This window comes from Micromonospora sp. CNZ296, from assembly GCF_007827635.1.
The window spans coordinates 60820-85702 of sequence record NZ_VISW01000022.1; the positions used below are offsets into that span (position 1 = coordinate 60820).

Genomic DNA, 24883 nt, shown 5'->3' on the forward strand with positions numbered 1-24883 from the left:
GACATCTTCCGCTAGGAGAGATCAGCCGTGTCTGACGTGCTGTTCGTGTTGCTGACGGTGGGGCTGTTCGCGGCTCTCGCCCTCGTGGTGAGGGGCGTGGAGAAGCTGTGAACGCCGTCAACGCCGTCGGCCTGGTGCTGGCGATCGGCTTGGGCGTGTTCCTGGTCGCCGCCCTGCTGTTCCCGGAGCGCTTCTGATGAGCATGACGACAGCGGGAGTGCTCTTCGTCCTGTCGCTGGTGGTGGCGCTGGTCGCCGTGCACCGGCCGTTCGGCGACTACATGCACCGCGTGGTCGCCGGAACCCGGTCGTCCCGGGTCGAGCGGGGGATCTACCGCCTGGTCGGGGTCAATCCGGCCGCCGAGCAGACCTGGGGCGTGTACGCCCGCTCGGTGCTGGCCTTCTCGGCCGTCTCCCTGCTGTTCCTGTACGCGTTCCAGCGCCTGCAGAACCACCTGTGGCTCTCGCTCGGACTCGACCCGGTGGTGCCGCACGGTGCTTGGAACACCGCTGTGTCGTTCGTGACCAACACGAACTGGCAGTGGTACTCGGGTGAGTCGACGATGGGCCACCTGGTGCAGATGGCCGGCCTGGCGGTGCAGAACTTCGTCTCGGCCGCCGTCGGCATCGCCGTGGCGGTGGCGCTGGTCCGGGGCTTCGCCCGCAGCCGCACCGGCGAGCTGGGCAACTTCTGGGTCGACCTGACCCGGGTCACGCTGCGGATCCTGCTGCCGATCGCGGTGCTCGGCGCGCTCGCCCTGATGCTCGGCGGCGTGGTGCAGAACCTGTCCGGCGGCACCGAGGTGACCACGCTGACCGGCGGCACCCAGACCGTCACCGGCGGGCCGGTGGCGAGCCAGGAGGTCATCAAGGAGCTGGGCACCAACGGCGGCGGCTTCTACAACGTCAACAGCGCCCACCCGTTCGAGAACCCGACCGCGTGGACGAACTGGCTGGAGATCTTCCTGATCCTGGTGATCCCGTTCAGCCTGCCCCGGGTCTTCGGCCGGATGGTGGGGCAGAAGCGGCAGGGCTACGCGATCGTCGCCGTCATGGCGATCCTGGCGCTCGCCGGCATCACCCTCACCAACGTCTTCGAGCTGACCGGCGACGGCACGGTGCCGCAGGCGGTCGGTGCGGCGCTGGAGGGCAAGGAGGTGCGCTTCGACGTGTCGAACTCGGCCACGTTCGCGGCGGCCACCACGCTCACCTCGACCGGCGCCGTCAACTCGTTCCACGACTCGTACACGGCGCTGGGCGGGATGATGACGCTCGGCAACATGATGCTCGGCGAGGTCGCCCCCGGTGGGGTCGGCGCCGGTCTGTACGGGCTGCTGATCCTCGCGGTGATCACGGTGTTCGTTGCCGGGCTGATGGTCGGGCGCACCCCGGAGTACCTGGGCAAGAAGATCGGCTCGCGCGAGATCAAGTTCGCCTCGATGTACTTCCTGATCACCCCGGCGCTGGTGCTCACCGGCACCGCCGCCGCGTTCGCCACCGGCAACGCCTCGACGGCGCTGAACGTCGGGCCGCACGGACTGTCCGAAGTGCTCTACGCGTTCACCTCGGCCAGCAACAACAACGGCTCCGCGTTCGCCGGCATCACCGTGAACACACAGTGGTGGAACACCGCGCTCGGGCTCTGCATGCTGCTCGGCCGGTTCCTGCCGATCATCTTCGTGCTCGCGCTGGCCGGCTCGCTGGCCCGCCAGCAACCCACACCCGCCTCCGAGGGCACCCTGCCGACCCACCGGCCGCTGTTCGTCGGCATGGTCGTCGGCGTCACGGTGGTCCTCGTCGCGCTCACCTTCCTTCCCGCACTCGCGCTCGGCCCGCTGGCCGAAGGGCTGTGACAACCATGAGAGACAAGGACATGACCGCACCTGTGCAGACCGCCGACGCGCCGGCTCCGGGCACGCCGGGCCGCCGGGAGGACCGGGTCGGCGGCGGACTGCTCGACCCTCGCCAGTTGCTCCGGTCGTTGCCGGAGGCGCTGCGCAAGCTCGACCCGCGCACCCTGTGGCGCAACCCGGTGATGCTGATCGTGGAGATCGGCGCGCTGTTTACCACTGTGCTCGCGGTCGCCGACCCGTCGGTCTTCGCGGTCGCGATCACCGTCTGGCTCTGGCTGACCGTGATCTTCGCGAACCTGGCCGAGGCGGTCGCCGAGGGACGCGGCAAGGCCCAGGCCGACACGCTGCGCCGGGCCAAGCAGGACACCATCGCCACCCGCCTGGTCGGCTGGACGCCCGGTGCCGCCGCGAACGCGTACCGGGACGAGGCGGTGCCCGCGCCGCAACTGCGGCAGGGTGACGTCGTCCTGGTCGAGGCCGGGCAGGTCATCCCCGGTGACGGCGACGTGGTGGAGGGCATCGCCAGCGTCGACGAGTCGGCGATCACCGGCGAGTCCGCCCCGGTGATCCGGGAGTCCGGCGGCGACCGCAGCGCGGTCACCGGCGGCACCCGGGTCCTCTCCGACCGGATCGTCGTCCGGATCACCCAGAAGCCGGGCGAGAGCTTCATCGACCGGATGATCGCGCTGGTCGAGGGCGCCAACCGGCAGAAGACGCCGAACGAGATCGCGCTGAACATCCTGCTGGCCGCGCTGACGATCATCTTCCTGCTCGCCGTCGTCACGCTCCAGCCCATGGCGATCTTCGCCAAGGGTTACCAGGCCGCCGCGCCCGACACCGCGGCGATCACCGACTCCGGCGTCACCGGCGTCGTCCTCGTGTCCCTGCTGGTCTGTCTCATCCCGACCACCATCGGCGCGCTGCTGTCCGCGATCGGCATCGCCGGCATGGACCGGCTCGTGCAGCGCAACGTGCTGGCGATGAGCGGCCGGGCGGTCGAGGCGGCGGGCGACGTCAACACGCTGCTGCTGGACAAGACCGGCACGATCACGCTCGGCAACCGGCAGGCCGCCGAGTTCCTGCCGGTGACCGGCGTGGACGCGGCCACGCTCGCCGACGCGGCGCAGCTGTCCAGCCTGGCCGACGAGACCCCCGAGGGCCGCTCGGTGGTGGTGCTCGCGAAGAACGAGTACGGGCTGCGCGAGCGCGAGCCCGGTCTCATCCCGCACGCCACGTTCGTGCCGTTCACCGCGCAGACCCGGATGAGCGGCGTCGACCTCGACGCCGACGGGGGCGTCCGGCACGTCCGCAAGGGCGCGGCCGCCGCGGTGATGAAGTGGGTACGCGACAACGGCGGCCACCCGACCGAACAGGTCGGTGAACTGGTCGACGGGATCAGCGGCACCGGCGGCACGCCGCTCGTGGTGGCCGAGCACGTGGCCGGGGAACCGGCCCGGGCGCTCGGCGTCATCCACCTCAAGGACGTGGTGAAGGCCGGGATGCGGGAGCGCTTCGACGAGATGCGCCGGATGGGCATCCGCACCGTGATGATCACCGGTGACAACCCGCGTACCGCGAAGGCGATCGCCGACGAGGCGGGCGTGGACGACTTCCTCGCCGAGGCCACGCCGGAGGACAAGCTCGCGCTGATCAAGAAGGAGCAGGAGGGCGGCCGGCTCGTCGCCATGACCGGCGACGGCACCAACGACGCGCCCGCGCTGGCCCAGGCGGACGTCGGCGTCGCCATGAACACCGGCACGTCGGCCGCGAAGGAGGCCGGCAACATGGTCGACCTCGACTCCGACCCGACCAAGCTGATCGAGATCGTGGAGATCGGCAAGCAGTTGCTGATCACCCGGGGTGCGCTGACGACGTTCAGCATCGCCAACGACATCGCGAAGTACTTCGCGATCATCCCGGCCATGTTCGCCGGCATCTACCCGTCGCTGGACCGGCTCAACATCATGCGCCTGGCCAGCCCAGAGTCGGCGATCCTCTCCGCCGTCGTCTTCAACGCGATGGTCATCGTGGCGTTGATCCCGCTGGCCCTGCGCGGCGTGCGTTACCGCCCGGCCAGCGCCTCGACGCTGCTGCGCCGCAACCTGTGGCTCTACGGCCTCGGCGGCATCGTGGTGCCGTTCGTCGGCATCAAGCTCATCGACCTGCTCGTCCAGTTCGTCCCGGGGATCTCGTGATGCGCCTTCCCAGTTGGCTCTCCCAGCACCTGGCCGCCCTGCGCGCGGTGCTCGTCTTCACCGTGCTGCTCGGCCTGGTCTACCCGCTCGCTCTGGTCGCCGTCGGCCGGCTCCCCGGCCTCGACGGCAGGGCGGACGGTTCACTGCTCACCGTCGGCGGCCGGACCGTCGGCAGCTTGCTGATCGGCCAGTCGTTCACCGACGCGGACGGCAACCCGGTCCCGCGCTACTTCCAGTCCCGCCCGTCGGCCGCCGGGGACGGCTACGACCCGACCGCCACCGCGGCGGGCAACCTCGGCCCGGAGAGCGTGGTGGACACGCTCACCGGCGACGAGGAGACGTCGGCGCACAGCCTGCTCACCCAGGTCTGCGCCCGCAGCAAGGCGGTCGGCGACCTCGACGGCGTGGACGGGCGGCGCCCGTACTGCACGCCGGACGGGGTGGGCGCGGTGCTCGCCGTGTTCCGCGCCGACGGCCTCACCGGCCCGATCACCCGCGTGGTCAGCGTCAACCAGGCCGCGCCCGCGACGCCGTTCGTCACCATCTGGCAGGGCGTGCCGGTGGAGGCGGCGCAGCCCGGCCACGACTACGTGGCCGAGGGCGGCATCGTCACCCCGGTACGCGGGGACGCCCCGGCGCGCCCGGCCGTACCGGCCGACGCGGTCACCGCCAGCGGCAGCGGCCTCGACCCGCACATCTCCCCGGCGTACGCCCGGATCCAGGTGGCCCGGGTGGCGCGGGAGCGCGGCGCGGACCCGGCGGCGGTACGGCGGCTGGTCGCCGAGCACACCACCGGCCGGGCGCTGGGCTTCATGGGCGAGCCCGGTGTGAACGTGCTGGAACTCAACCTGGCGCTGGACGAGGCGTTCCCGGCGCGCTGACGGAAGTGTTAAGAAGGGCCCCCTTCACCTCGCGAGGCGTTAACAGGGGGCCCTTCCTTCCACTCGGGGAGGATGGGGGCGTGGGCAGGGGTGAACTGCGGATCTATCTCGGTGCCGCTCCGGGCGTCGGGAAGACGTACGCCGTGCTCGAGGAGGCCCAGCGCCGGGCCGAGCGCGGCACCGACGTGGTGATCGGCCTGGTCGAGACGCACGGCCGCCGGCACACCGCCGAGATGGTCGGCGACCTGGAGGTGGTGCCGCGCCGGTCGATGACGTACCGGGGCGTCGAGTTCACCGAGATGGACCTGGACGCGGTGCTGGCCCGGCGGCCCGAGGTCGTCGTGGTGGACGAGCTGGCTCACACGAACGTGCCCGGCTCCCGCCACGAGAAGCGCTGGCAGGACGTGCAGGAGCTGCTCGACGCCGGGATCAGCGTGCTCTCCACTGTCAACGTGCAGCACCTGGAGTCACTGAACGACGTGGTCGCGCAGATCACCGGCACCACCCAGCGGGAGACGGTGCCGGACCAGGTGGTCCGGGCCGCCGAGCAGGTCGAGCTGGTGGACATGACGCCGGAGGCGCTGCGCCGCCGGATGGCGCACGGCAACATCTACCGGCCCGACAAGATCGACGCCGCGCTCGGCAACTACTTCCGGGTCGGCAACCTCACCGCGCTGCGCGAACTGGCGCTGCTCTGGCTGGCCGACAAGGTCGACGAGCAGCTCGACGCGTACCGGGCCCAGCAGGGCATCTCCGACACCTGGGAGGCGCGGGAACGGGTGGTGGTCGCGCTGACCGGCGGCCCCGAGGGCGAGACGCTGATCCGCCGGGCGGCCCGGATCGCCGCCCGCAGCAAGGGCGCCGACCTGCTCGCCGTGCACGTGGCCCGCAGCGACGGGCTCGCCGGCGCCGACCCGGCCCAGCTCGCCCGGCAGCGGGTGCTGGTGGAGAGCCTCGGCGGTACGTACCACCAGGTGCTCGGCACCGACATCCCGGCGGCGCTGCTGGACTTCGCCCGGGGCGTCAACGCCACCCAGCTCGTGCTCGGCGCGAGCCGCCGGGGCCGGTTCGCGCAGGTGTTCTCCCGGGGCGTCGGGGTGACCACCACCGCGCTGTCCGGCCCGATCGACGTGCACCTGGTCACCCACCCCGAGGCGGGGCGCGGGCGCCGGGGTACGTCGGTGCCCGCCGCGCTGTCCCGGCGGCGACGGCTGATCGGGTACGCGCTCGCGGTGCTCGGCATGCCGCTGCTCACGCTCGTGCTGCGGACGCTGCCCGATCTCACCCTGACGAACGACATCCTGCTGTTCCTCGCCGGTGTGGTGGGCGTGGCGCTCGTCGGCGGGCTGTGGCCCGCGCTGGTCGCCGCGCTCGGCGGTTCGCTGCTGCTCAACTGGTTCTTCACGCCGCCGTACCGGACGCTCACCATCGCCGAGGCGGACAACCTGCTCGCCCTGGGCGTGTTCGTCGGCGTCGCCATCGCGGTGAGCTGGGTGGTCGACGTGGCGGCCCGGCGTACCCGGGAGGCGGCCCGGGCCTCCGCCGACGCGCAGACCCTGGCCACCGTGGCGGGCAGCGTGCTGCGCGGCGAGCGGCCGCTGCCCGCGCTGCTGGACCGGCTGCGGGAGACGTTCGGGCTGCGCGCGGTGAGCGTGCTGGAGCTGACCGACGAGGCCGGCGGACGCCCGGCGCGCGCCCGGGGGGCGGACGCCTGGCGGGTGGTGGCGAGCGTCGGCGAGCGGCCGCCCGGTAGCCCGGGCGCGGGCGAGACGGTGGTGCCGGTCGACGACCGGCTCAGCGTGGTGCTCGCCGGCCGGCGGCTGGAGGCGGCCGACCGGCGGGTGGTCGAGGCGTTCGCCGCGCAGGCCGCCGTCGCGCTGCGCCAGGAACGGCTGGCCGAGGAGGCCGCCACCGCCCGTCCGCTCGCCGCCGCCGACCGGATGCGGACCGCGCTGCTCGCGGCGGTCAGCCACGATCTGCGTACGCCGCTGGCGTCGGCCAAGGCGGCGGTGAGCAGCCTGCGCAGCCACGACGTCGAGTTCGACGCGGACGACCGGGAGGAACTGCTCGCCACCGCCGACGAGTCGCTGGACCGGCTGGGCCGGCTGGTGGCGAACCTGCTCGACATGAGCCGGTTGCAGGCCGGCGCGCTGGGCGTGAGCGCCACAGCGATCGGGCTGGAGGACGCCGTACCCCTCGCGCTTGACGAGCTGGGCCCGGCGGCGGCCGAGGTGACCACCGACATCCCGGCCGACCTGCCGGCGGCGCTGGCCGACCCGGGCCTGCTGGAGCGGGTGCTGGTCAACATCGTGGCGAACGCGCTGCGGCACAGCCCGCCCGGCCGGCCGCCGGCGATCACCGGCAGCGCGCACGCCGGGCAGGTCGAGCTGCGGGTGATCGACACCGGCCCGGGCATCCCGGAGGACCAGTGGGAGCACGTCTTCCTGCCGTTCCAGCGCCTCGGCGACCGGGACAACCAGACCGGGGTGGGCCTGGGGCTGGCGCTGTCCCGGGGACTGGCCGAGGCGATGGGTGGCAGCATCACCCCGGAGACCACGCCCGGTGGCGGTCTCACCATGGTGCTGCGGCTGCCGGCCGCCACCCAGCCGGAGGGGCCGCAGGAATGACCCGGATCCTGGTCGTCGACGACGAGCCGCAGATCCTGCGCGCGCTGCGGATCAACCTGCGCGCCCGGGGCTACGACGTCGAGGTCGCAGGCAGCGGCGCCGCCGCGCTCAAGGCCGCCGCCGGGCACCCGCCGGACCTGGTGGTGCTCGACCTCGGCCTGCCCGACCTGGACGGCACCGACGTCATCCGGGGTCTGCGCGGCTGGACCGCCGTGCCGATCATCGTGCTGTCCGGACGGGCCGGCAGCGAGGACAAGGTGGCCGCGCTCGACGCGGGCGCCGACGACTACGTGACCAAGCCGTTCGGGGTGGACGAGCTGCTGGCCCGCATCCGCGCGGTGACCCGGCGGCTCGCCCCGGCCACGCCCGCCGTGCCCGCGCTGCGGATCGGCCACAACACCGTCGACCTGGCCGACCGGACGGTCACCCGGGACGACGGCGTCGAGGTCAAGCTCACCCCCACCCAGTGGGCCATGCTGGAGAAGCTGCTGCGCAACCCGGGCAAGCTGGTCAGCCAGCGCCAGTTGCTGCACGACGTGTGGGGGCCGGAGTACCACCACGAGACGAACTACCTGCGGCAGTACATGGCCCAGTTGCGGCGCAAGCTGGAGGACGACCCGGCCCGGCCCCGCCACCTGATCACCGAACCGGGCATGGGCTACCGCTACCGCCCCTGACGTTTGCGCGAGCGCGGGCGGGGGACTCGGCGACCCGGCCGAGCAGCGGGGGAGGGGCATGGCGGACAACCGGTCCTCGGAGGGGTTCGGCCGCCGCCTGGACGAGCACGCCATCGACGCGGGTGCGGCCGAGCCGGAGCGACCCGACGGGCTGGTCGACAGCGGCGTCTACGTCGGCGGCGTACGCCGGGCGTCGCCTGTCACCCTCGCCGACACGTTCCGCTGCCTGCAACACCTCGACGACGCGATGGCCTGGATCGGGCTGCGCCGGCCGGGCCGGGAGGAGGTCGCCTCGCTCGCCGCCGAGTTCCAGCTCCCCGACCTGGCCGTCGAGGACGCGATCAACGCCCACCAGCGCCCCAAGCTGGAACGCTACGGCGACACCTTGTTCGTGGTGCTGCGCGCCGCCCGCTACCTGGACGCCCGGGAGGCGGTCGAGTTCGCCGAGCTGCACCTGTTCCTCGGCCCCGGTTTCGTGATCACCGTGCGGCACGGCGGCACGCCGGACCTGGCCGGGGTACGGCGGCGGCTGGAGGCCGAACCCGAGGTGCTCGCGCTCGGCCCGGAGGCGGTGCTCTACGCCGTGCTCGACCGGGTGGTGGACGGCTACGCGCCGGTGGTGGCCGGGCTGGAGAACGACATCGACGAGATCGAGACCGAGGTGTTCGGCGGCGACCCGAACGCCAGCCGCCGCATCTACGAGCTGAGCCGCGAGGTGATCCAGTTCCAGCGGGCCGCCCGGCCGCTGCTGAAGGTGGTCGACGCGCTCACGCACGGCTTCGACAGGTACGGCACGGACGAGGAACTGCGCCGCCGGCTGCGCGACGTGGCCGACCACCTGACCCAGGTGGTGGAGCGGGTGGACGGGTTCCGGCACCTGCTCCAGAACATCCTCACAGTCAACGCCACACTGGTGTCGCAGGCGCAGAACGAGGAGATGCGCAGCCTGACCGCTGCCAGCTTCGAGCAGAACGAGGAGATCAAACGGGTCTCCGCGTGGGCGGCGATCCTGTTCGCACCCACCCTGATCGGCACCGTCTACGGGATGAACTTCACCCACATGCCGGAGCTGGACTGGCGGTACGGCTACCTGTTCGCGGTCACCCTGATGCTCGCCGTCTGCGGCGCGCTCTACCTGCTGTTCAAACGCCGCGGCTGGCTGTGAGCCGGCCGGGCGCCGGAGCAGTTCGCCGTCGGTGATCCACTAAAGTGTCCGGGTGGCTACCCCCTGTCGTCCGTGCGTCGTCCGGCTCTCGTGTGCCGGAGGGGAACGCTGATCGGGGACACGGTTCCGGCACCGCGCGGCGGGCGCCGGACCAGTGACGGAAAGCGCGGGCTGGCCGGCCACTGTGCCCGGATCGTCGCGTCCCGGCCGTTCGAGGTGGCCATCGTGGTGCTCATCATGGCCAACGGCGTGGTGCTGGGCATCGAGACGTACCCGAACCTCGGGGCCGCCGGGCCGGTGCTGCGGTGGACGGAGTGGATGTTCCGGGCGGTCTTCGTCGTGGAGATCACCATCCGGGTGCTCGCGTACGGCCGCCGCCCGCAGGACTTCTTCCGGCACGGCTGGAACGTCTTCGACCTGCTGGTGACAGCAGCCATATTCGTCCCGGGCCTGCACGGCGACTCGGCTGTGCTGCGGTTCATCCGGGTCGCCCGGGTGCTGCGCCTCGTGCGCTTCTCACCCGGCCTGCGGACCATCGTCGCGGCGCTGTGGCGCAGCCTCCCAGGCGTCGCGGGTTTCCTCGCGCTCGCCGCCGTCACGCTCTACGTGTACGGCATGGCGGGCTGGCTGATCTTCGGCGACCGCTACCCCGAGCAGTACGGCGACATCGGCCGCTCGCTCGTCACGCTGTTCGTGCTGCTGTCCCTGGAGACGCTGCCGGACCTGCTGGAACAGGGTCTGGAGGTGTCGCCGTGGACGCTGCTCTACTACGTCAGCTTCGTGATGATCGCGGTCAACCTCCTGCTGAACATCCTCATCGCCGTCATCGTCAACTCGATGGAGGAGGCGCGCCGGCTGGAGATGACCGAGGGGCTGGCCTCCGACTACGACTCCGACGGGGACGGGATACCGGACGAGGTGGACCGGATCGCGATCAGCCAGCGACTGGACGACCTGCGGATGGTGATCGCCGAGTTGGAGCGGGAACTGCGCATCGACCGGGAGGAGCCGCCCGGCGCGCCGCGCCGCCGCCAGCCCTCGGACCACTGATCAGGGACGGTCATGACAGTTCCGTGACGAACGCGGCTCCCGGGTTTGGCCGGCTGGTTGATCGGGGCAACCAGCCAGACGCCAACACATCTGAGGGAAGGGACGCCTCTCGTGGAGATCACGGGCTTCTTCACCGCGCTCATCATCGGTCTCGTCATCGGTGCGCTCGGGCGCCTGGTGGTGCCGGGCAAGCAGAACATCCCGATCTGGCTGACCCTGCTCATCGGTGTGGTCGCCGCGTTCGTCGGCACGCTGGTGGCCGGCGCGTTCGGCGTCGACGACACCCCCGGCATCGACTGGATCGAGCTGTTGCTCCAGGTCGGCTTCGCCGCCATCGGCGTCGCCGTCTTCGCCGGCCTCTACGGCCGCCGCCGCATCTGAGGACCGAAGGAAGGGCCCCTTCTTAACGCATCGCGCATAAGAAGGGGCCCTTCTTAACGTGTGCGCCGGCTACTCCCGCCAGCCGGTCAGCTCGACGCCCTTGGCCAGCTCCACCCGGAAGCCGAGGGCGATCTCGCCGCTCTCACCAGGTGCCAGTGACAGCCGCCAGGTCAGCTCACCCAGCTCCGTACGCTCGGCCGGCGGCGGCGTCAGCGCGGTCTCGCGTACCACCACCGCCTCGTCCCGGGACACCGGCAGCTGGTCCTGGACCTCCACAGTGGCCGGCCGGGGCGTGTGGTTCGCCACAGTGATCCGGTACTCCACCTCCCGCCGCCGCGTCGACCCGAGCGTGGCCTTGCTCTCGGTGCGCCGGGACAGCTTCCGCTCCACCCGCAGCCGGTCGTCGATCCCGAGCGCCAGCTCGGTCTCCTCGCCCGGCGCCCACGTCTTCAGCCGCGTCGCCGCCACGAAATCGGCGCCGTGGAAGACCGACGCCGGGCCGGGCAGCAGCGTGTGGTCCGACGAGTTGCGGACCGTGGCCCGCAGGTGCGCCTCGGCGGCACGCACCGGCACGCTCACGTGGTCCAGCCGGGCCGGCAGCTCCAGCACCGCGATCGTCACCCGGTGCGCGCTGCCGTCCGCGGGCACCGCCACCGGCCGCGCGGGACGGTAGGTAGCCGCCGTCACGCCCTGCTCCACCTCGGCGACGCTCTCCCGCACCGCCGGCGCCGCGGCCCGTGCCGCGCGGGGACGGCCCGCCGGTGCCGCGCCGGGCGCCGGGGGCGGCACCACGCCGCCGAACGACGCGGCCGACACGGCCATCGGCGGCTCCGGCCGGAGCCGGTCGAGATACCAGGGCGACAATTCGGGTACGCCGCTCGCCGCCGCCGGACGGGCCGTGGAGAGCTGGAGTTCGCACTCCGGCCAGTCCTCCCCGGTGCCCTGGCTGACCAGCCCGAACCAGGTGACAGTCATGGTGTCCTCGACCAGCCGCAGGTCGTAGGAGGGCGTCCAGCGGGCGCCGTCCACCAGATATGTCAGCTCCAGCTCCACCTCGGTGTCGTCGGCGTCCACCGAGACGGACACCTCGGCGGCCAGCCGGTCCGGCTCCCGCTTGCCGCGCGCCGCGTCCAGTTCCCGGTCGACGGCGGCCAGCTCCTCGGCCAGCTCGGTGCGCCGCCGGGCCAGCCCGCGCCGCCGGGCCCGCGACTCGGTGAGCTGACCGGACACCGAGTCGGTGAAGGCCGCGACGTCGGCCGGGGCCGCGTCGCCCGCGGCCAGCGCCCGGGCGTACGTGCCACCGGCCCGCTCGGCGAGCCGGGTGAGGAACTCGCCGCGCTGTTCCTCGACCGCGTCGGTGTCACCGACCTCGGCCAGCTCGTCCGCCAGTTCCCACCGCCGCCGTTCCAGCTCGACCACCTGGGCGTCGGTGCTGCGGGGTTGCCGCCACGCGGTCACGTCCACCCCGAGTACGGTCACCGCGCCCCGGCCACCCACCCGGATCGAGTCCCGGCGCAGGCCCAGCGGGAGCGGGGCGACGCGTACCCGGTGGTCGCCCGCGGCCAGCCGGACGCCGCCGCGGCGGGTGACCCGGGCGCGGTCCGGGTAGACGGTCACGCCGACGACGGGCGCATCGATCTCCACAGTGTCCACGGCGGCGAGGGTAGTTCAGGCGCGCCCGCGGCGGGGCTGCCGTAGAGCGGATACGCGGTGGCGCGCACTGAGGTGTCCTCCACCACTTCGCGGGTAGGCCGCTGAACCGCCGCGCACCTACGGGAGGCGATCAGGGCGGATTTCTGGCACGGTGTCGGGTAGCGACGGGTGTGCGGTGGAGGGGGAGTGGTGGAGTTCTCGGTGACGACCAGACAGGGGCGTGTCGGCCCGGTGATCGAGGTCGCCGGCGACCTGGACATGGCCAGCGCACCGACGTTGCGTGACCGGTTGCTCGAGGTGGTGGAGACCGGCGCCCGGACGGTGGTCGTCGACCTGACCCAGGTCGGATTCGTGGACTCCAGCGGCCTTGGCGCGCTCGTGCTCGTCTACAAGAACCTGCGGGAGCGCGACGGCTGGCTCGGTCTGGCCGTCGTCCGCCAGTCGATCCGCAACGTCTTCTCGATCACCTCGGTGGACCGCGTCATCCCGCTCTTCGGCACGGTGCGTGACGCCGAGGACGGCTCACCGGCCGCGGTGCGCTGAGCGCTCCTCGTCCGGGCTGACGCGGGCGGTGTCGGCACCGGCGGTGCTGCGCCGCGGCCCGTGGTCGCCGTACCAGTCGACGACGAGCAGCGTGGCGTCGTCGGTCAGAGCCGGCCCGGCGATCTCCAGCACCGCGTCGGACAGCGCCCGGACCGCCTCACGGGGATGCAGGTGGGAGAGGCGGAGCAGGGCGGCGGGCAGGTCGAGGTCGGCGGCGTTGCGGTCGCGCATGCCGTCGGTGACCACCACCAGCCGGTCGCCGGGTAGCAGTGGCAGCTCCCCGCTGCGGTAGCTCTCGCCGGGGAACATCCCGAACGGGAAGTTGCCCGGCAGGTCCACCGGTACGACCCGGCCGTCCCGGACCAGCATCGGTGGGACGTGCCCGGCGTTCACCAGTTCGCAGCGTCCCGTGGTCAGGTCGATGCGGCCCAGCACGGCGGTGACGTACGCGCCGCGTACGTTCGCGTTCTCCGCGACGGCCCGGTTGGCCTCCTCGGCCTGGGCGACCAGGCCGGCGCCACGGCGGCGGCTGTTGCGCAGGCTGCCCACGCCGAGGGTGGCGGTGAGCGCGCTCGCCACGCCGTGGCCCATCGCGTCGGTGACGCTGAGGTGCAGCAGGTCCCGGGCCAGGCTGTAGTCGAAGGTGTCGCCGCCGACGCTCGCGGCGGGTTCCAGCCAGCCGGAGAGAGCGAAGGCGCCGGCCTCGCAGGTGAACGAGGCGGGCAGCAGGCGACGCTGGATCTCGGCGGAGAGGCTGAACGGGGTGGTGCGCTGTCCCCACTCGAACAGGTCGGTGTGCCTGCGGTTGGCGATGACCACGAACGCCAGCGCGTGCGCGGTACGCGCGACCCAGTTCACCACGTCGCCGTCCGGGTCGTCGGGCAGGTCGATCTCCAGCAGGCCGATCGCCTCACCGCGGTCGGTGACCGGCGCCAGCACGGTCCAGGCGCCGTCGCCGGGGACGACCACCGGGGCCTGCTGACGGAGCGCCTGCTCGTAGGGCCCGCCGTCGAAGGGGAGGACCTCGGCGTCCTCCTCGCCGTGACGCCGGCCGGTACCGCCGCCGGCCGGCTGGTGCGTCAGCCGGACCAGCGCACGGCCGCTGAGGTCGGCGATCAGCAGCGAGACGCCGCGCGCGTTCAGCGCCGTGGCGATGACGCCGGTGACGGCCTCGACCGCCTGCACCGGGGCGGCGTCCTCGGCCGACTGCAACATCCCGGCCAGCACCGCCTGCTCGCTGTCCTTCACCCCCCGAGCATATTCAGCGCGCCGGACGTCCGCCTGGCGAGCGAGACCGGGGGCGGCGGGTCGCCGTCATCGACCAGAGGTTATTGCATATAGTTGGCAACTACCGAATAGTGGCGGTAGCGGGCGCTCCGGCACGCGATGATCGATCTTCGCCGGAGCGCCCGTGCGCTGCCACCCGCAGACGAGTGTTCGAGGGGTTGCCGTGGCGATCAGACCCAAGCCCGTACGCGTGGCCGCGGTGCTCGCCGCCGCCCTGCTCGCCGCCGCCGGTTGCTCGTCGCCCACGGCCTCGACAGGCGGCCCGAAGGGCGCGGACACGCTCGTGGTCGCCACCGCCGGCGAGCCGGACACGCTCAACCCGGTGCTCAACTACGGCGTCGACGGCGCATCGCTGATCTTCGACGGGCTGGTCGCCCGGGACGCCCGCAACGAGCTGGTGCCCGCCCTGGCCCGTGAACTGCCTGCCGTCTCGGCGGAGGGGAAGACAGTCACCGCGAAGCTGCGCGAGGGCGTGCTGTTCCACGACGGCAGCCCGCTGACCGCCCAGGACGTGGTGTTCACCTACCAGGCGGTGCTCGACCCGGGAGTCGACTCCACGCTGCGGTCCGATCTGGACATGCTCGCCTCCGTCTCCGCGCCCGACCCGGCGACGGTCGTGTTCACCCTGAAGTACGCGTACGCGCCGTTCCTGCAACGGCTGGCGCTGGGGATCGTCCCGGCGAAGGCGTTCGCCGGGCAGGACGTCAACAAGGCCGCGTTCAACCGCAAGCCGGTCGGCACCGGCCCGTACCGGTTCACCTCGTGGACACCCGGTGACCGGCTCGTGCTCGCGGCCAACGAGACGTACTGGGGTGGCAAGCCGGCGAACTCCGGCGTGGTGGTGGCGTTCGTCGCCGACGACAACGTCCGGGCCCAGCGGATGCGGGCCGGCGAGTTCGACGCGGCGGAGCTGGCACCGAAGCTCGCGTCCGGGTTCGAGGGCCGGGACGGCTACCGGGTGCAGAAGGTGCCGACCGCCGACTACCGGGGCGTCATGCTGCCGATGGGCAACCCGGTCACCGGCGACCTCGCGATCCGGAAGGCGCTGAACGTCGCGGTGGACCGGCAGGCCATGGTGACAGGCGTGCTCGGCGGCGCGGGCGAACCCGCGTTCGGCCCGGTGCCGCCCACGTCGGAATACGCCGAGCCGTCGATCGCCGGCAGGCCCGCCGCCGACACCGCCGCGGCGACCGCCGCGCTGGACGCCGCCGGGTGGAAGCCCGGCCCGGACGGCATCCGGGTGAAGGACGGGCGGCCGGCCGCGTTCGCGCTCATGTACCCGGCCACCGACAGCCTGCGCAAGGAACTGGCCCTGGCCGTCACCGCCGATGCGAAGAAGGTCGGCATCACTGTCACGCCGGAGGGCCTGACCTGGGACGCGATCACCCCGCGGATGGGTGACGACGCGCTGATGATGGGCTACGGCACGCCGTACGACCCGGACTTCGTCTCGTACAAGCTGTTCAGCTCGGCCTTCGCCGGGCAGGGCTTCTTCAACCCCGGCTCGTACCGCTCGGCTGTCACCGACGCCGCGTTGCAGGAGGGCCGGGACAACGCCGACCCGGCCGCCCGTAAGGCCGCGTACGCCACGTTCCAGAAGCAGCTCGCCACCGACGTGCCGTGGGTCTTCCTCACCTATCTCCGGCACACCTACGTGCTGAAGGACGCCGTGACCGGGGTGACGCCGCGGGTCGAGCCGCACGAGCACGACGTCGCCAACAGCATCTGGTGGAACGTGCACACCTGGACGAAGAAGCCGTGACGGCAGCCGTGACCGGTCGGCGGCGGCCGGCCGGGGCCGGCACCGTGGTCCGGCGCCGGCTGCTGGTGGCGCTACCGGTGCTGGCGGCGACCAGCATGGGCATGTTCGCCCTCGGCGCCGCCTCACCGATCGACCCGGCCCAGCAGTACGCGGGCGCGGCGGCGTTCACCACCAGCGAGGAGAACCTCGCGCAGATCCGCGCCAACTGGGGCGTCGACGATCCGCTGCCGGTGCAGTACGCCCGCTGGATCGGCAACCTGCTGCGCGGCGACCTCGGGTGGTCGACGAGCCGGCACGAGCCGGTCACCTCGGTGCTCGCCGCCCGGGCCGGCTGGACGCTGCTGCTGGTCGGCACCGCGCTGGCCCTGGTGCTGGTGGCGAGCGTGCTGCTGGGCACGCTGGCCGCGTACCGGCGCGGCGGCTGGTTCGACAGGGCGCTGCGCGCCGTCGCGTACGCCGTGCAGTCCATGCCGGTGTTCTGGATCGGCCTCGCGGCGATCGCCGTGTTCGCCCTCAGCCTCGGCTGGCTGCCCGCCGGCGGGCTCACCGACATCACCGCCACGGGCACCGACCCGGCCGACGTGGCCCGGCACCTGGTGCTTCCCGTGACGGTGCTGGCGATCTCCCAGGCGCCGTGGTTCGTGCTGTTCGTCCGCGACGCGGTCGCCGAGAGCCTGCGCGACGACCACGTCCTGGCCGCCCGCGCCCGAGGGCTCCCCGGCCGGGTCGTCCTGTTCGGACACGCGCTGCGGACCGCGCTGCTGCCGTTCCTCACCCTGGTCGGCACGCACCTGCCCGAACTCGTCGGCGGCGCGGTCCTGGTGGAGACCGTGTTCTCCCTGCCCGGCCTCGGCGCGGTCACCGTCGAGGCCGCGCTGGGCGCCGACTTCCCGCTGCTCGCGGCCACGACGCTGGCCACCACCGTCGTGGTGCTGACCGCGAACCTGGTCACCGACCTCGCCTACGCCGCCGCCGACCCCCGGGTACGCCTCGATGACTGACCTCGCCCTCCCTGCGCGCGTCCGGCGCCTGCGCCTCCCCGGCGGCGTCGGCACGACTGTCGCCGTCGTCGTGCTCGCCGGTGTCGTCGCCGCCGCGCTTCTCGCCCCGGTCCTGTGGCCGCTCGACCAGAGCGCCGTCGACCTCTCCCGTACCCGGCTCGCGCCCTCGCCGGAGAACCTGGCCGGCACCGACGACCTCGGCCGCGACGTGGCTCTGCGCAGCCTCTACGGCCTGCGCGTCTCGCTGCTCGTCGGCGCGGTCGCCGCGCTCGTCGCGGCGGTCATCGGCGGCCTGGTCGGCGCCGTCGCCGGCAGCGTCGGCGGCTGGGTCGACCGGGCGCTCATGCGCGTCGTGGACACCGTCGCCGCGCTGCCGCACCTGCTGCTGGGCATCTTCATCGTGGCGATGCTGCGTCCCAGCCTCGGCGCGGTGATCGCGTCCATCGCGTTGACGCACTGGCTGTCCACCGCCCGGATCGTCCGCTCCGAGCTGCTCAGCCTGCGCAACCGGCCGTTCGTGGACGCCGCGATCTCCGGCGGCGCGGGGCGTGTCCGGGTGCTCACCCGGCACCTGCTGCCGCACGTGCTGCCGCGCCTGGCGCTGGCGACCACGCTCATGGTGCCGCACGCCGTCTGGCACGAGACCGCGCTGTCGTTCCTCGGCCTCGGCCTGCCGCCGCACCTGGCCTCGATCGGCAACATGATCAACGACGGGCAGCGGTCACTGCTCACCGGCGCCTGGTGGGCCAGCATCGTCCCCGGCCTCCTGCTGGTGGCGGCCACGCTGGCGCTCGCCGTGCTCACCGGCCGCTGGCGTGACCGCCTCGACCCGCGCGTACGAGCGGAGCTGCACCTGTGACCGCCCCGGCGCTGCTGACCGTCGACGGGCTGACCGTCCGTTTCCGGCTGCGCGACGCGGTCGTGCACGCCGTCACCGACCTGAGCCTCACGCTGCGGCCCGGCGAGCTGCTCGCAGTGGTCGGTGAGTCCGGGTGCGGCAAGTCCGTCCTCGCGCACGCCCTGCTCGGCCTGCTGCCGCGCAACGCCACCGTCACCGGGCAGGCCCGCCTGCACGCGCCGGGACGCGAGGAGGCCGACCTGATCGGCGCGGGGGAGCGGCACCTCGCCCGGCACGTACGCGGCCGGGGCCTGGGCCTCGTCCCGCAGAGCCCCGCCACCGCGCTCACCCCGGTGCGTACCGGGCGGAAGCTGCTGGAGGAGACGCTGCGCGCCCACGGACACAGCCGCCGCGACGCGCCGGCCGCCGCCGCCCGGATCGCCGCCGACGTGGGTCTCGACCCGGCCGACCTGAACCGGTACCCGCACGAGCTGTCCGGCGGCATGGCCCAGCGGCTCGCCACCGCGCTCGCCCTCGCGCCCGACCCGCCGATGCTGCTCGCCGACGAACCCACCACCGGCCTCGACCGGCCGCTCGTCGACCACACGCTGGACCTGCTGCGCCGCCGCTGCGACACCGGCGCCGCCGTCCTGCTCATCACGCACGACCTGACCGCCGCGCGCCGCGTCGCGGACACCGTCGCCGTGATGTACGCCAGCCGCATCGTCGAACACCGCCCGGCCGGGGCGCTGTTCGACGACCCGGCCCACCCGTACACCGCCGGTCTGCTCGACGCGCTGCCCGACCGCGCCTTCGTTCCGGTACCCGGCCACCCGCCTGCGCTCACCGACCTGCCCGGCGGCTGCGCCTTCGCCCCGCGCTGCGCCCGCGCCACCGACACCTGCGACGCCCTGCCCCGCCTCGCCGCCGACGGCGAGGGCCGGGTCGCCTGCCACCACCCGCTGCGCGAGGAGGTACCGGCATGACGCTCACGGTTCCCGGCGCCACCGACGCCGCCGCCCCGGGCGCCGCGCCGGCCGCCGGGCTCGCCGCGCACCAGGTCTGCGTCGCGTACGGCGGGCAGCGCGTCCTCGACCGGGTCGACCTGCACGTCGCCCCGGGCGAGACGGTCGGACTGCGCGGCCCCTCGGGCAGCGGCAAGTCCACTCTGGCCCGCGTCCTCGCCCTGCTGCACGCCCCGGACGGCGGTCACGTCACGATCGACGGTCAACCGCTCGGCGGCGTCCGCCACCGCCTGCCGGCGCACCTGCGCACCCGCGTCGCGATCCTGTTCCAGAGCCCGCGCGCCGCCACCGACCCGCGGCTCAGCCTCGCCGACATCATCGCCGAGCCGCTACGCGCCACCGGCACATCACGCGAGCAGGCGGCCGCCCGTACGGCGGAACTGGCCGACCTGGTCGGCCTCACCGCCGACCTGCTGACCCGCCGACCGCACGCGGTGAGCGACGGGCAACTGCAACGCGCATGCCTGGCCCGCGCCCTGGTGCATCGGCCGGACTACCTGCTCTGCGACGAGGCGACCGCGATGCTCGACGCCTCCACCCAGGCGCACGTCGCCGCCGTCGTCACCGACTACCAGCGCCGGCAGGGAGCCGGGGTCCTGGTCATCACCCACGACCCGGCGCTGATGGCCCGCTGGGCCAACCGGGTGGTGGACCTGCCGGCGGCGTGACGTCGCGTCACTCCTGCACCGGGCGGCGTACGACGCCCAGCGCCCCGGCGACGACGGCCCCGAATCCGACGGCCATGAGCGGCATCCCCATCCCGAAGGGCAGCTCACCGACCCAGTTGATGCTGTCGCGCTCCGGCAGCGCGCCCAGGCTCACCGCGACCACCGCACCGGCGAGGAACATCCCGGCCACCGCTGCGCCGACCGCGAGCTTGGCGCACGCCACGCTCCGCCCGGCCCAGAGACCGGCGAGGACGGCGATCACCAGGGACACCACGACCAGCCAGGTCCAACCGCCCTCGGCCTCCAGGTAGGTCCAGCCCGAGTACGACCACTGATGGAGGCGGCTGGCGCGGAACCAGGGGATCAGGTAGCCGAGCAGCGCGGTGGCGCTGCCGACCAGGAGCAGCGCGTCGGGGGCGGGGCGGTACCAGCGAGGGGAGTCGTCCATGCGTCCGGAAGGTAGCAGTCACCCTCATCCACGTGCACAGGCGACGGTGCCGCGGCCCGGCCGTACGGACGTGGCGGTGACCCGGCCGCTGCGCCGCGACCGGGCCACCGCGCCCCGCGCTGTCAGCCGCCCAGACTCGCGGCGGCGGACTGGATCGCCGAGGCGAACGTGCTGACCTGGGTGTAGACGCCGGGGTAGTTGGGGCGGGCGCAGCCGTTGCCCCAGCTCACGATGCCCACCTGAATCCAGGCGTTGGCGGCGTCCCGGCGGAACATCGGGCCACCCGAGTCACCCTGGCAGGTGTCGACACCGCCGCTGGCGTACCCGGCGCAGATCTCCTCGCCGGGAATGACGTCACCGCCGTAGTAGCGGTTGCAGGTGGTGTCGTCGACGAACGGCACGCTGGCCTTGAGCAGGTAGCGCTGCTGTGCGCCGCCCTCCCGCGCGGCGCCCCAGCCGGCCACCGTGAAGGTGCCGTTGTCGTACGCCGTGCTGGTCGCGATCTTGAGCGTGGCGAGCGAGGTGACCGGGGAGGCGAGCCGGATCAGCGCCCAGTCGTCGCCGTTGCCGTTGTAACCGGGGGCGCGGTAGACGTAGTTGGAGCGGACCTGGATCCGGCTGGAGGACTGGAGGTCCACCACGCCCAGGGTGGCGGTGATGCTGGTGTTGGCGCCGGTGCGGCCGACGCAGTGCGCGGCGGTGAGGACCAGTCGCGGGCTGTAGAGCGCTCCGCCGCAGCCCATCGAGAGCCGGACCATGAACGGGAACTCGCCCTGCGCGGCCCGGGTGCCGCCGACGACGTACGGCGTCATGTCCCCGGCCGGGGCCGCCGTGGCCGGCGCGGTCACGGCGACCGCTCCCGCGGTGACCACTGCCAACACGGCCGCCATCCGGCCGAGGAATCTACGCCAACGGACCATGGTCCCTCCCGACATCGACTGTGTGCCGCCCGGCCAGGCCGCACTCGAGGTGGCAGGAGCTTATGGACGTTCATCGATGAACTGCAATGGATGTGGGCATCCCGTCTGTGTCATACGCCGCGCGCGCCGGCGCCGTGCTCGGCACCGGCGCGCGCCGGACGACGGGAGTCCGGGGTCAGCACCAGCCGTTGATCGGCCCGTTGACACCGGTGGACAGGTAGGCGTCGGACACCCAGCTGCCGTCGCTGAGCCGGTCCCACAACGCGGTGGTGCCGTACCGGCCGGTGTGCGAGGTGCCGTTGGCGGAGCAGGAGACGGTGACCGTGGTGCCGTCCGCGAGCGATCCGAGGACGCCGTACCCGGTTCCGGGACCGGAGCGCCGGGTCAGCGTGCCACCGCCGTTCGCGTCGACGACTCCCTGGTTGAAGCCGAGCGCGCCGTAGTTGTAGACGGCGCCGCCCACGCCCGCGAAGGCGGATCCGTACCGGGCGCCACCCTGGTACTCGCCGGCGCCGTTGACGAAGTCCCACTTGCCGATGCCGTGCCCGGCGATCGGGACGTAGACCGAGTTCTGCCGCAGCCCGAAGTGCACGTGCCGGCCGGTGGCGGAGCCGCCGCAGGTGACGTCGGTGCCGGTGTAGCCGAGGTACGCGCCCTGCCCGACGGCGGCGCCGTTCACCGAGATGCTGCTCCACAGGTGGTAGTAGTCGGTCGAGTAGCCCCGGTCGTGGATGACCCGGATCCACCCGGTGCACATCGTGTACGCGGTTCCGGCCCGCGCGGCCCGGACCACCTGGTCGCCACCGGCGAGGTCGACGGAACTCCACGGCGCGCCGCCGCCCCAGCCGTGCGGCCCGCCGGTGAGCGTCCACGTCTGCCCGACCGCGAACGGCAGCGCCATGCCGGTCCGGAAGTCGCTCCCCGCGTACATCGGTGCGACGGGCGTGGTGAACACCGCCTTCTCGTCCTTGCTCACCAGCGGTGACGCGGCGGCCAGGTCACCGAACGACGCCTCGCCGTCGAAGGCGACGGTCCAGCCCTTGCCCTCGGCCCGCGCGAGGAAGACCGACCCGGTGGGGTGCGCGTCCCGGGACCGGTCCGCCAGCAGCACCGCGGTGCCGAAGGCCCATCCGCCGCTCGCCCGGGTGACGGTGACCCGGGTCCGCTGCGGCCCGGCGGTCCGGGTCGCGGCGTCGGCCTGGCCGAGGAGTTTCGCGGTCACCGCGTCGGTGACGGGCGCGGGTGCCGGGCGGGGCGCGGCCGAGGCCGGGGCCGGCACCACGGCCCAGGCGCCGATCGCCGCCAGCGTGAAGGAGAGCACGAGCCGTCGCATGGGGCCTCCTATCGACAAGCATCACTGAATGGCGAGGCTATCGAAGGGTATGAAAATTGTCTACGAGTTCCGCATGCTCCGATGAAGGATCTGTGCGTCGGGTTGATTCGCGGCTGGCCGGGTAGCTGAGCGGTATGCGAGTACCGACCCTGGTCAAGACCGCGGCAGCAGTCACCGCGACCGCCGCCGCGGGCGCCGCCGCCACCTCCACCGGCACCTCGTCGCGCTGGTACCGCCGTCTGCGCAAGCCCGCCTGGCAGCCGCCGTCGGCCGCGTTCCCCCTCGTCTGGACCCCGCTGTACGGGCTGATCGCGGTCGCCGGTGCGCGGGCGCTGGACCGCTCCGAGGGGCCCGAGCGCGCCGCGTTCGCCCGCGGCTACGCGCTCAACCTGGCGCTCAACGCCGGCTGGACCGCCCTGTTCTTCGGCGCCCGCAGGCCCGGCGCCGCGCTGGCCGAGATCGCCGCGCTCAACGCGTCCAACCTGGTGCTGCTGCGCCGCGCGGCGCGCACCGACCGTCCCGCCGGGGCGGCGCTCGCCCCGTACGTCGCGTGGACCCTCTTCGCCACCGCGCTCAACGGCGCGATCGTCGGCCTCAACCGGGGACGGTGACCGGCGTTCCGCTGATCAAGGTCGGCCGTCGGCGGACGCCGGGCGGGTCGCGCGCCACGACGCCAGGAGCCGCAGCCGATCCGCGTCCGGGCTGCCCGGCTCGGCGGTGAAGACGAGCACGACCGGGCCGGGACTGCCCGGCAGCGGATAGGTGTCCCAGTCCAGGACGATGTCGCCCAGTCCTGGTACCCGGAACGTCTTCGTGCCGCTCACCGAGGCGCGGACGTCGTGCCGTGCCCACAGCCGCCGGAACTCCGCGCTGCGGATGCTCAGCTCGCCGACGATCGCGGTGGCGCGGGGATGGGTCGGGTCGTCGGCGACGGCGGCGCGGAGCATGCCGATGTAGTCGAGCGCCTGCCGCTCCCAGTCCGGGCAGCTCCGTCCCCCGGTCAGCGCGTCGTCGAACAGCAGCAGGAGCATGTTGAGCCGGCCGGGCGGATGGTCCGCCGGGTCGCCGAGCAGCGCCTGCGCCATCGGGTTCCAGTCGAGCAGGTCCAGATGCCGGCCGAGGACGACAGCCGGCGTGTCCATCACCCGCAGCAGCCGCCGGGTGCCGTCCGGCACCCGCTCCGGCTCCCGGTCGACGCGGGCGGGCACCGGCCGCCGGGCGGCCCGGGCCAGCGTGAACAGGTGCCGGCGTTCGGTGTCGTCCAAGCCGAGGGCGCCAGCGAGCGCGTCCAGGACGTCGTCCGAGGGGCGTACCTCCCGGCCCTGCTCCATCCGCTGGTAGTAGTCGGTGCTCAGCCCGGCCAGCAGGGCCAGTTCCTCCCGCCGCAGGCCGGTCACCTTGCGCCGGCCGCCCGGCTCCAGGCCGACGTCGCGCGGGCGCAGCCGGCCGCGCCGGGCGCGCAGGAAGGCGCCCAGCTCGCGTGCGTACGGATGCGGGCTGCTCATGCCGCCAGTCTGCCGCGACGCCGCCCGCCCAGGGTAGGTCCCGCGGACCTAGGCAACCGCGAACGACCGAGCCGGGCCGGAACGCTCCTAGCGTCATCGCTCGACACGAACCGCCGTACCCGAGGAGCAGCAGATGACCGGATGGACCGCCGACCGCATCCCCGACCAGCGCGGCCGGGTCGCCGTCGTGACCGGAGCGAACTCGGGCCTCGGCCTGGTCACCGCCACCGAACTGGCCCGCCGCGGCGCCCACGTCGTGCTGGCCGTGCGGAACACCGCCGCCGGCCGGCAGGCCGCCGGCCGCATCGGCGGCGACACCGAGGTACGCGAGCTGGACCTGGCCCGCCTCGAATCGGTACGCGCGTTCGCCGCGAAGCTGACCGCCGACCACCCGACGATCGACCTGCTGGTGAACAACGCCGGTGTGGTGCTGCTCGGCCCGCGCCGTACCTCCGCCGACGGCTTCGAGCTCCAGTTCGCCACCAACATGCTGGGCCCGTATGCGCTGACCGGCCTGCTGCTGGACGCCCTCGCCGGGGCGCGGGCGGCGCGGGTGGTGAGCCTCAGCTCGCTCACCCACCGCAACGCGCGGCTCGACTTCGGCGACCTGATGTCCGAGCGCGACTACCGGGCCTCCGCCGCGTACGGCCGCTCGAAGCTCGCCACCACCGTCTTCGGCGTCGAGCTGGACCGTCGCGTGCGCGCGGCCGGATTGCCGATCGTCAGCGCGCTGGCGCATCCCGGTCTCACCCGCAGCAACCTCACGCCGCGGGCCTGGGAACACCGGGGCCGGCTGGGACGAATGATCGGGCGGCTGGGCCTGCTCGCCACCCAGCCGGTCGAGCAGGGCGCCCTGCCGCAGTTGCGGGCGGCGACCGACCCGGAGGTACGCGGCGGCCAGTTCTTCGGCCCGTCCCGGCTCTTCGAGACCTGGGGTCCGGTGGCCGAGGCGCGGCTGAACCGGCAGGCCGCCGACCCGGCCGTCGGTCAGCGCCTCTGGGCTGCGGCGGCGGAGCTGACGGGTGTTCGTTACCTCTGAACCGGCGGTGCGCAACGATGCGTCGAGTGGGAT

General features: G+C 73.2%; 23 protein-coding genes. 17 read left to right on the forward strand and 6 right to left on the reverse strand.

All coding sequences use genetic code 11. From position 1 onward, the window contains the following. The first annotated feature begins 107 nt into the window (after window positions 1-107). The 9 genes from kdpF to FB455_RS28615 all read left to right on the forward strand — a co-directional run bounded on the left by kdpF (window position 108) and on the right by FB455_RS28615 (window position 10828). Complete coding sequence (gene kdpF, locus FB455_RS28575; protein ID WP_036311210.1) at window positions 108-197, forward strand: K(+)-transporting ATPase subunit F; 90 nt, start codon at window positions 108-110, stop codon at window positions 195-197. Continuing rightward, the gene (gene kdpA, locus FB455_RS28580) at window positions 197-1852 is read left to right on the forward strand and encodes a potassium-transporting ATPase subunit KdpA (protein WP_145755377.1); all 1656 of its coding nucleotides are present in this window, start codon (window positions 197-199) and stop codon (window positions 1850-1852) included. Before kdpF ends, kdpA begins: the two co-directional genes overlap by 1 nt. 20 nt (window positions 1853-1872) lie before the next feature. Next, the gene (gene kdpB, locus FB455_RS28585; protein WP_013283802.1) at window positions 1873-4047 is read left to right on the forward strand and encodes a potassium-transporting ATPase subunit KdpB; all 2175 of its coding nucleotides are present in this window, start codon (window positions 1873-1875) and stop codon (window positions 4045-4047) included. After that, window positions 4047-4928, forward strand: coding sequence for a potassium-transporting ATPase subunit C (locus FB455_RS28590; protein ID WP_013283803.1), 882 nt, complete (start codon window positions 4047-4049; stop codon window positions 4926-4928). The genes kdpB and FB455_RS28590 overlap by 1 nt, the downstream gene beginning before the upstream one ends. Before the next feature lie 80 nt (window positions 4929-5008). After that, entirely contained in the window at window positions 5009-7555 is a 2547-nt protein-coding gene (locus FB455_RS28595; RefSeq protein WP_013283804.1) for a sensor histidine kinase, read from the forward strand. Then, entirely contained in the window at window positions 7552-8232 is a 681-nt protein-coding gene (locus FB455_RS28600; RefSeq protein WP_013283805.1) for a response regulator, read from the forward strand. Before FB455_RS28595 ends, FB455_RS28600 begins: the two co-directional genes overlap by 4 nt. A 58-nt stretch (window positions 8233-8290) precedes the next feature. Then, entirely contained in the window at window positions 8291-9397 is a 1107-nt protein-coding gene (locus FB455_RS28605) for a magnesium and cobalt transport protein CorA (protein WP_013283806.1), read from the forward strand. A 90-nt stretch (window positions 9398-9487) separates the two neighbouring features. Beyond that, window positions 9488-10447 (forward strand): ion transporter, encoded by a 960-nt coding sequence (locus tag FB455_RS28610; RefSeq protein WP_013283807.1) that lies wholly within the window; start codon window positions 9488-9490, stop codon window positions 10445-10447. Between the two features lie 111 nt (window positions 10448-10558). After that, the gene (locus FB455_RS28615; RefSeq protein ID WP_013283808.1) at window positions 10559-10828 is read left to right on the forward strand and encodes a GlsB/YeaQ/YmgE family stress response membrane protein; all 270 of its coding nucleotides are present in this window, start codon (window positions 10559-10561) and stop codon (window positions 10826-10828) included. A gap of 69 nt (window positions 10829-10897) precedes the next feature. On the opposite strand, the gene FB455_RS28620 is transcribed toward FB455_RS28615, so the two are convergent. Then, entirely contained in the window at window positions 10898-12481 is a 1584-nt protein-coding gene (locus FB455_RS28620; RefSeq protein WP_013283809.1) for a DUF4139 domain-containing protein, read from the reverse strand. Between the two features lie 201 nt (window positions 12482-12682). Here FB455_RS28620 and FB455_RS28625 point away from each other — a divergent pair, with 201 nt between their 5' ends. Continuing rightward, on the forward strand, window positions 12683-13024 hold the full coding sequence (locus tag FB455_RS28625; RefSeq protein WP_230651205.1) for an STAS domain-containing protein: 342 nt from the start codon (window positions 12683-12685) through the stop codon (window positions 13022-13024). Here FB455_RS28625 and FB455_RS28630 read toward each other — a convergent pair. Then, on the reverse strand, window positions 13004-14272 hold the full coding sequence (locus FB455_RS28630) for a PP2C family protein-serine/threonine phosphatase (RefSeq protein WP_145755378.1): 1269 nt from the start codon (window positions 14270-14272) through the stop codon (window positions 13004-13006). The genes FB455_RS28625 and FB455_RS28630 overlap by 21 nt on opposite strands. Before the next feature lie 202 nt (window positions 14273-14474). Between FB455_RS28630 and FB455_RS28635 the strand changes: the two genes are divergently transcribed. The 5 genes from FB455_RS28635 to FB455_RS28655 are packed head-to-tail and all read left to right on the forward strand — an operon-like array spanning window position 14475 to window position 19605. Further along, entirely contained in the window at window positions 14475-16073 is a 1599-nt protein-coding gene (locus tag FB455_RS28635; protein WP_145755379.1) for an ABC transporter substrate-binding protein, read from the forward strand. Further along, window positions 16070-17074 (forward strand): ABC transporter permease, encoded by a 1005-nt coding sequence (locus FB455_RS28640; protein WP_047891468.1) that lies wholly within the window; start codon window positions 16070-16072, stop codon window positions 17072-17074. The genes FB455_RS28635 and FB455_RS28640 overlap by 4 nt, the downstream gene beginning before the upstream one ends. Next, on the forward strand, window positions 17067-17933 hold the full coding sequence (locus FB455_RS28645; protein ID WP_013283814.1) for an ABC transporter permease: 867 nt from the start codon (window positions 17067-17069) through the stop codon (window positions 17931-17933). The genes FB455_RS28640 and FB455_RS28645 overlap by 8 nt, the downstream gene beginning before the upstream one ends. Continuing rightward, window positions 17930-18898, forward strand: coding sequence for an ABC transporter ATP-binding protein (locus FB455_RS28650; RefSeq protein ID WP_013283815.1), 969 nt, complete (start codon window positions 17930-17932; stop codon window positions 18896-18898). Before FB455_RS28645 ends, FB455_RS28650 begins: the two co-directional genes overlap by 4 nt. Further along, window positions 18895-19605: an ABC transporter ATP-binding protein gene (locus FB455_RS28655; protein WP_030272842.1), complete on the forward strand. Its 711-nt coding sequence runs from the start codon at window positions 18895-18897 to the stop codon at window positions 19603-19605. Before FB455_RS28650 ends, FB455_RS28655 begins: the two co-directional genes overlap by 4 nt. Before the next feature lie 7 nt (window positions 19606-19612). Here the strand turns inward: FB455_RS28655 and FB455_RS28660 are convergent, their stop codons facing one another. From FB455_RS28660 to FB455_RS28670, 3 genes are all read right to left on the reverse strand, one after another. Beyond that, window positions 19613-20053, reverse strand: coding sequence for a hypothetical protein (locus FB455_RS28660; RefSeq protein ID WP_047891465.1), 441 nt, complete (start codon window positions 20051-20053; stop codon window positions 19613-19615). A 122-nt stretch (window positions 20054-20175) separates the two neighbouring features. Beyond that, complete coding sequence (locus FB455_RS28665; protein WP_013283818.1) at window positions 20176-20973, reverse strand: S1 family peptidase; 798 nt, start codon at window positions 20971-20973, stop codon at window positions 20176-20178. A 175-nt stretch (window positions 20974-21148) separates the two neighbouring features. Then, window positions 21149-22306: a peptidoglycan DD-metalloendopeptidase family protein gene (locus tag FB455_RS28670; protein ID WP_145755380.1), complete on the reverse strand. Its 1158-nt coding sequence runs from the start codon at window positions 22304-22306 to the stop codon at window positions 21149-21151. A gap of 134 nt (window positions 22307-22440) precedes the next feature. Between FB455_RS28670 and FB455_RS28675 the strand changes: the two genes are divergently transcribed. Continuing rightward, entirely contained in the window at window positions 22441-22917 is a 477-nt protein-coding gene (locus FB455_RS28675; protein WP_013283820.1) for a TspO/MBR family protein, read from the forward strand. Between the two features lie 15 nt (window positions 22918-22932). Here the strand turns inward: FB455_RS28675 and FB455_RS28680 are convergent, their stop codons facing one another. Next, window positions 22933-23811: a helix-turn-helix transcriptional regulator gene (locus FB455_RS28680; RefSeq protein ID WP_013473813.1), complete on the reverse strand. Its 879-nt coding sequence runs from the start codon at window positions 23809-23811 to the stop codon at window positions 22933-22935. Window positions 23812-23944: 133 nt separating this feature from the next. Here FB455_RS28680 and FB455_RS28685 point away from each other — a divergent pair, with 133 nt between their 5' ends. Beyond that, window positions 23945-24850 carry an oxidoreductase gene (locus tag FB455_RS28685; RefSeq protein ID WP_013283822.1) on the forward strand — a complete coding sequence of 302 codons (906 nt, stop codon included), beginning with the start codon at window positions 23945-23947 and terminating at the stop codon, window positions 24848-24850. The last annotated feature ends 33 nt before the right edge of the window (window positions 24851-24883 follow it).

Coding starts and splice junctions, on each gene's coding strand:
- FB455_RS28665 (WP_013283818.1), bottom strand. CDS start 20,973: ATGGTCCGTTGGCGTAGATTCCTCGGCCGGATGGCGGCCGTGTTGGCA.
- FB455_RS28660 (WP_047891465.1), bottom strand. CDS start 20,053: ATGGACGACTCCCCTCGCTGGTACCGCCCCGCCCCCGACGCGCTGCTC.
- kdpA (WP_145755377.1), top strand. CDS start 197: ATGAGCATGACGACAGCGGGAGTGCTCTTCGTCCTGTCGCTGGTGGTG.
- FB455_RS28670 (WP_145755380.1), bottom strand. CDS start 22,306: ATGCGACGGCTCGTGCTCTCCTTCACGCTGGCGGCGATCGGCGCCTGG.
- FB455_RS28685 (WP_013283822.1), top strand. CDS start 23,945: ATGACCGGATGGACCGCCGACCGCATCCCCGACCAGCGCGGCCGGGTC.
- FB455_RS28600 (WP_013283805.1), top strand. CDS start 7,552: ATGACCCGGATCCTGGTCGTCGACGACGAGCCGCAGATCCTGCGCGCG.
- FB455_RS28645 (WP_013283814.1), top strand. CDS start 17,067: ATGACTGACCTCGCCCTCCCTGCGCGCGTCCGGCGCCTGCGCCTCCCC.
- FB455_RS28655 (WP_030272842.1), top strand. CDS start 18,895: ATGACGCTCACGGTTCCCGGCGCCACCGACGCCGCCGCCCCGGGCGCC.
- FB455_RS28605 (WP_013283806.1), top strand. CDS start 8,291: ATGGCGGACAACCGGTCCTCGGAGGGGTTCGGCCGCCGCCTGGACGAG.
- FB455_RS28675 (WP_013283820.1), top strand. CDS start 22,441: ATGCGAGTACCGACCCTGGTCAAGACCGCGGCAGCAGTCACCGCGACC.
- FB455_RS28680 (WP_013473813.1), bottom strand. CDS start 23,811: ATGAGCAGCCCGCATCCGTACGCACGCGAGCTGGGCGCCTTCCTGCGC.
- FB455_RS28590 (WP_013283803.1), top strand. CDS start 4,047: ATGCGCCTTCCCAGTTGGCTCTCCCAGCACCTGGCCGCCCTGCGCGCG.
- kdpB (WP_013283802.1), top strand. CDS start 1,873: ATGACCGCACCTGTGCAGACCGCCGACGCGCCGGCTCCGGGCACGCCG.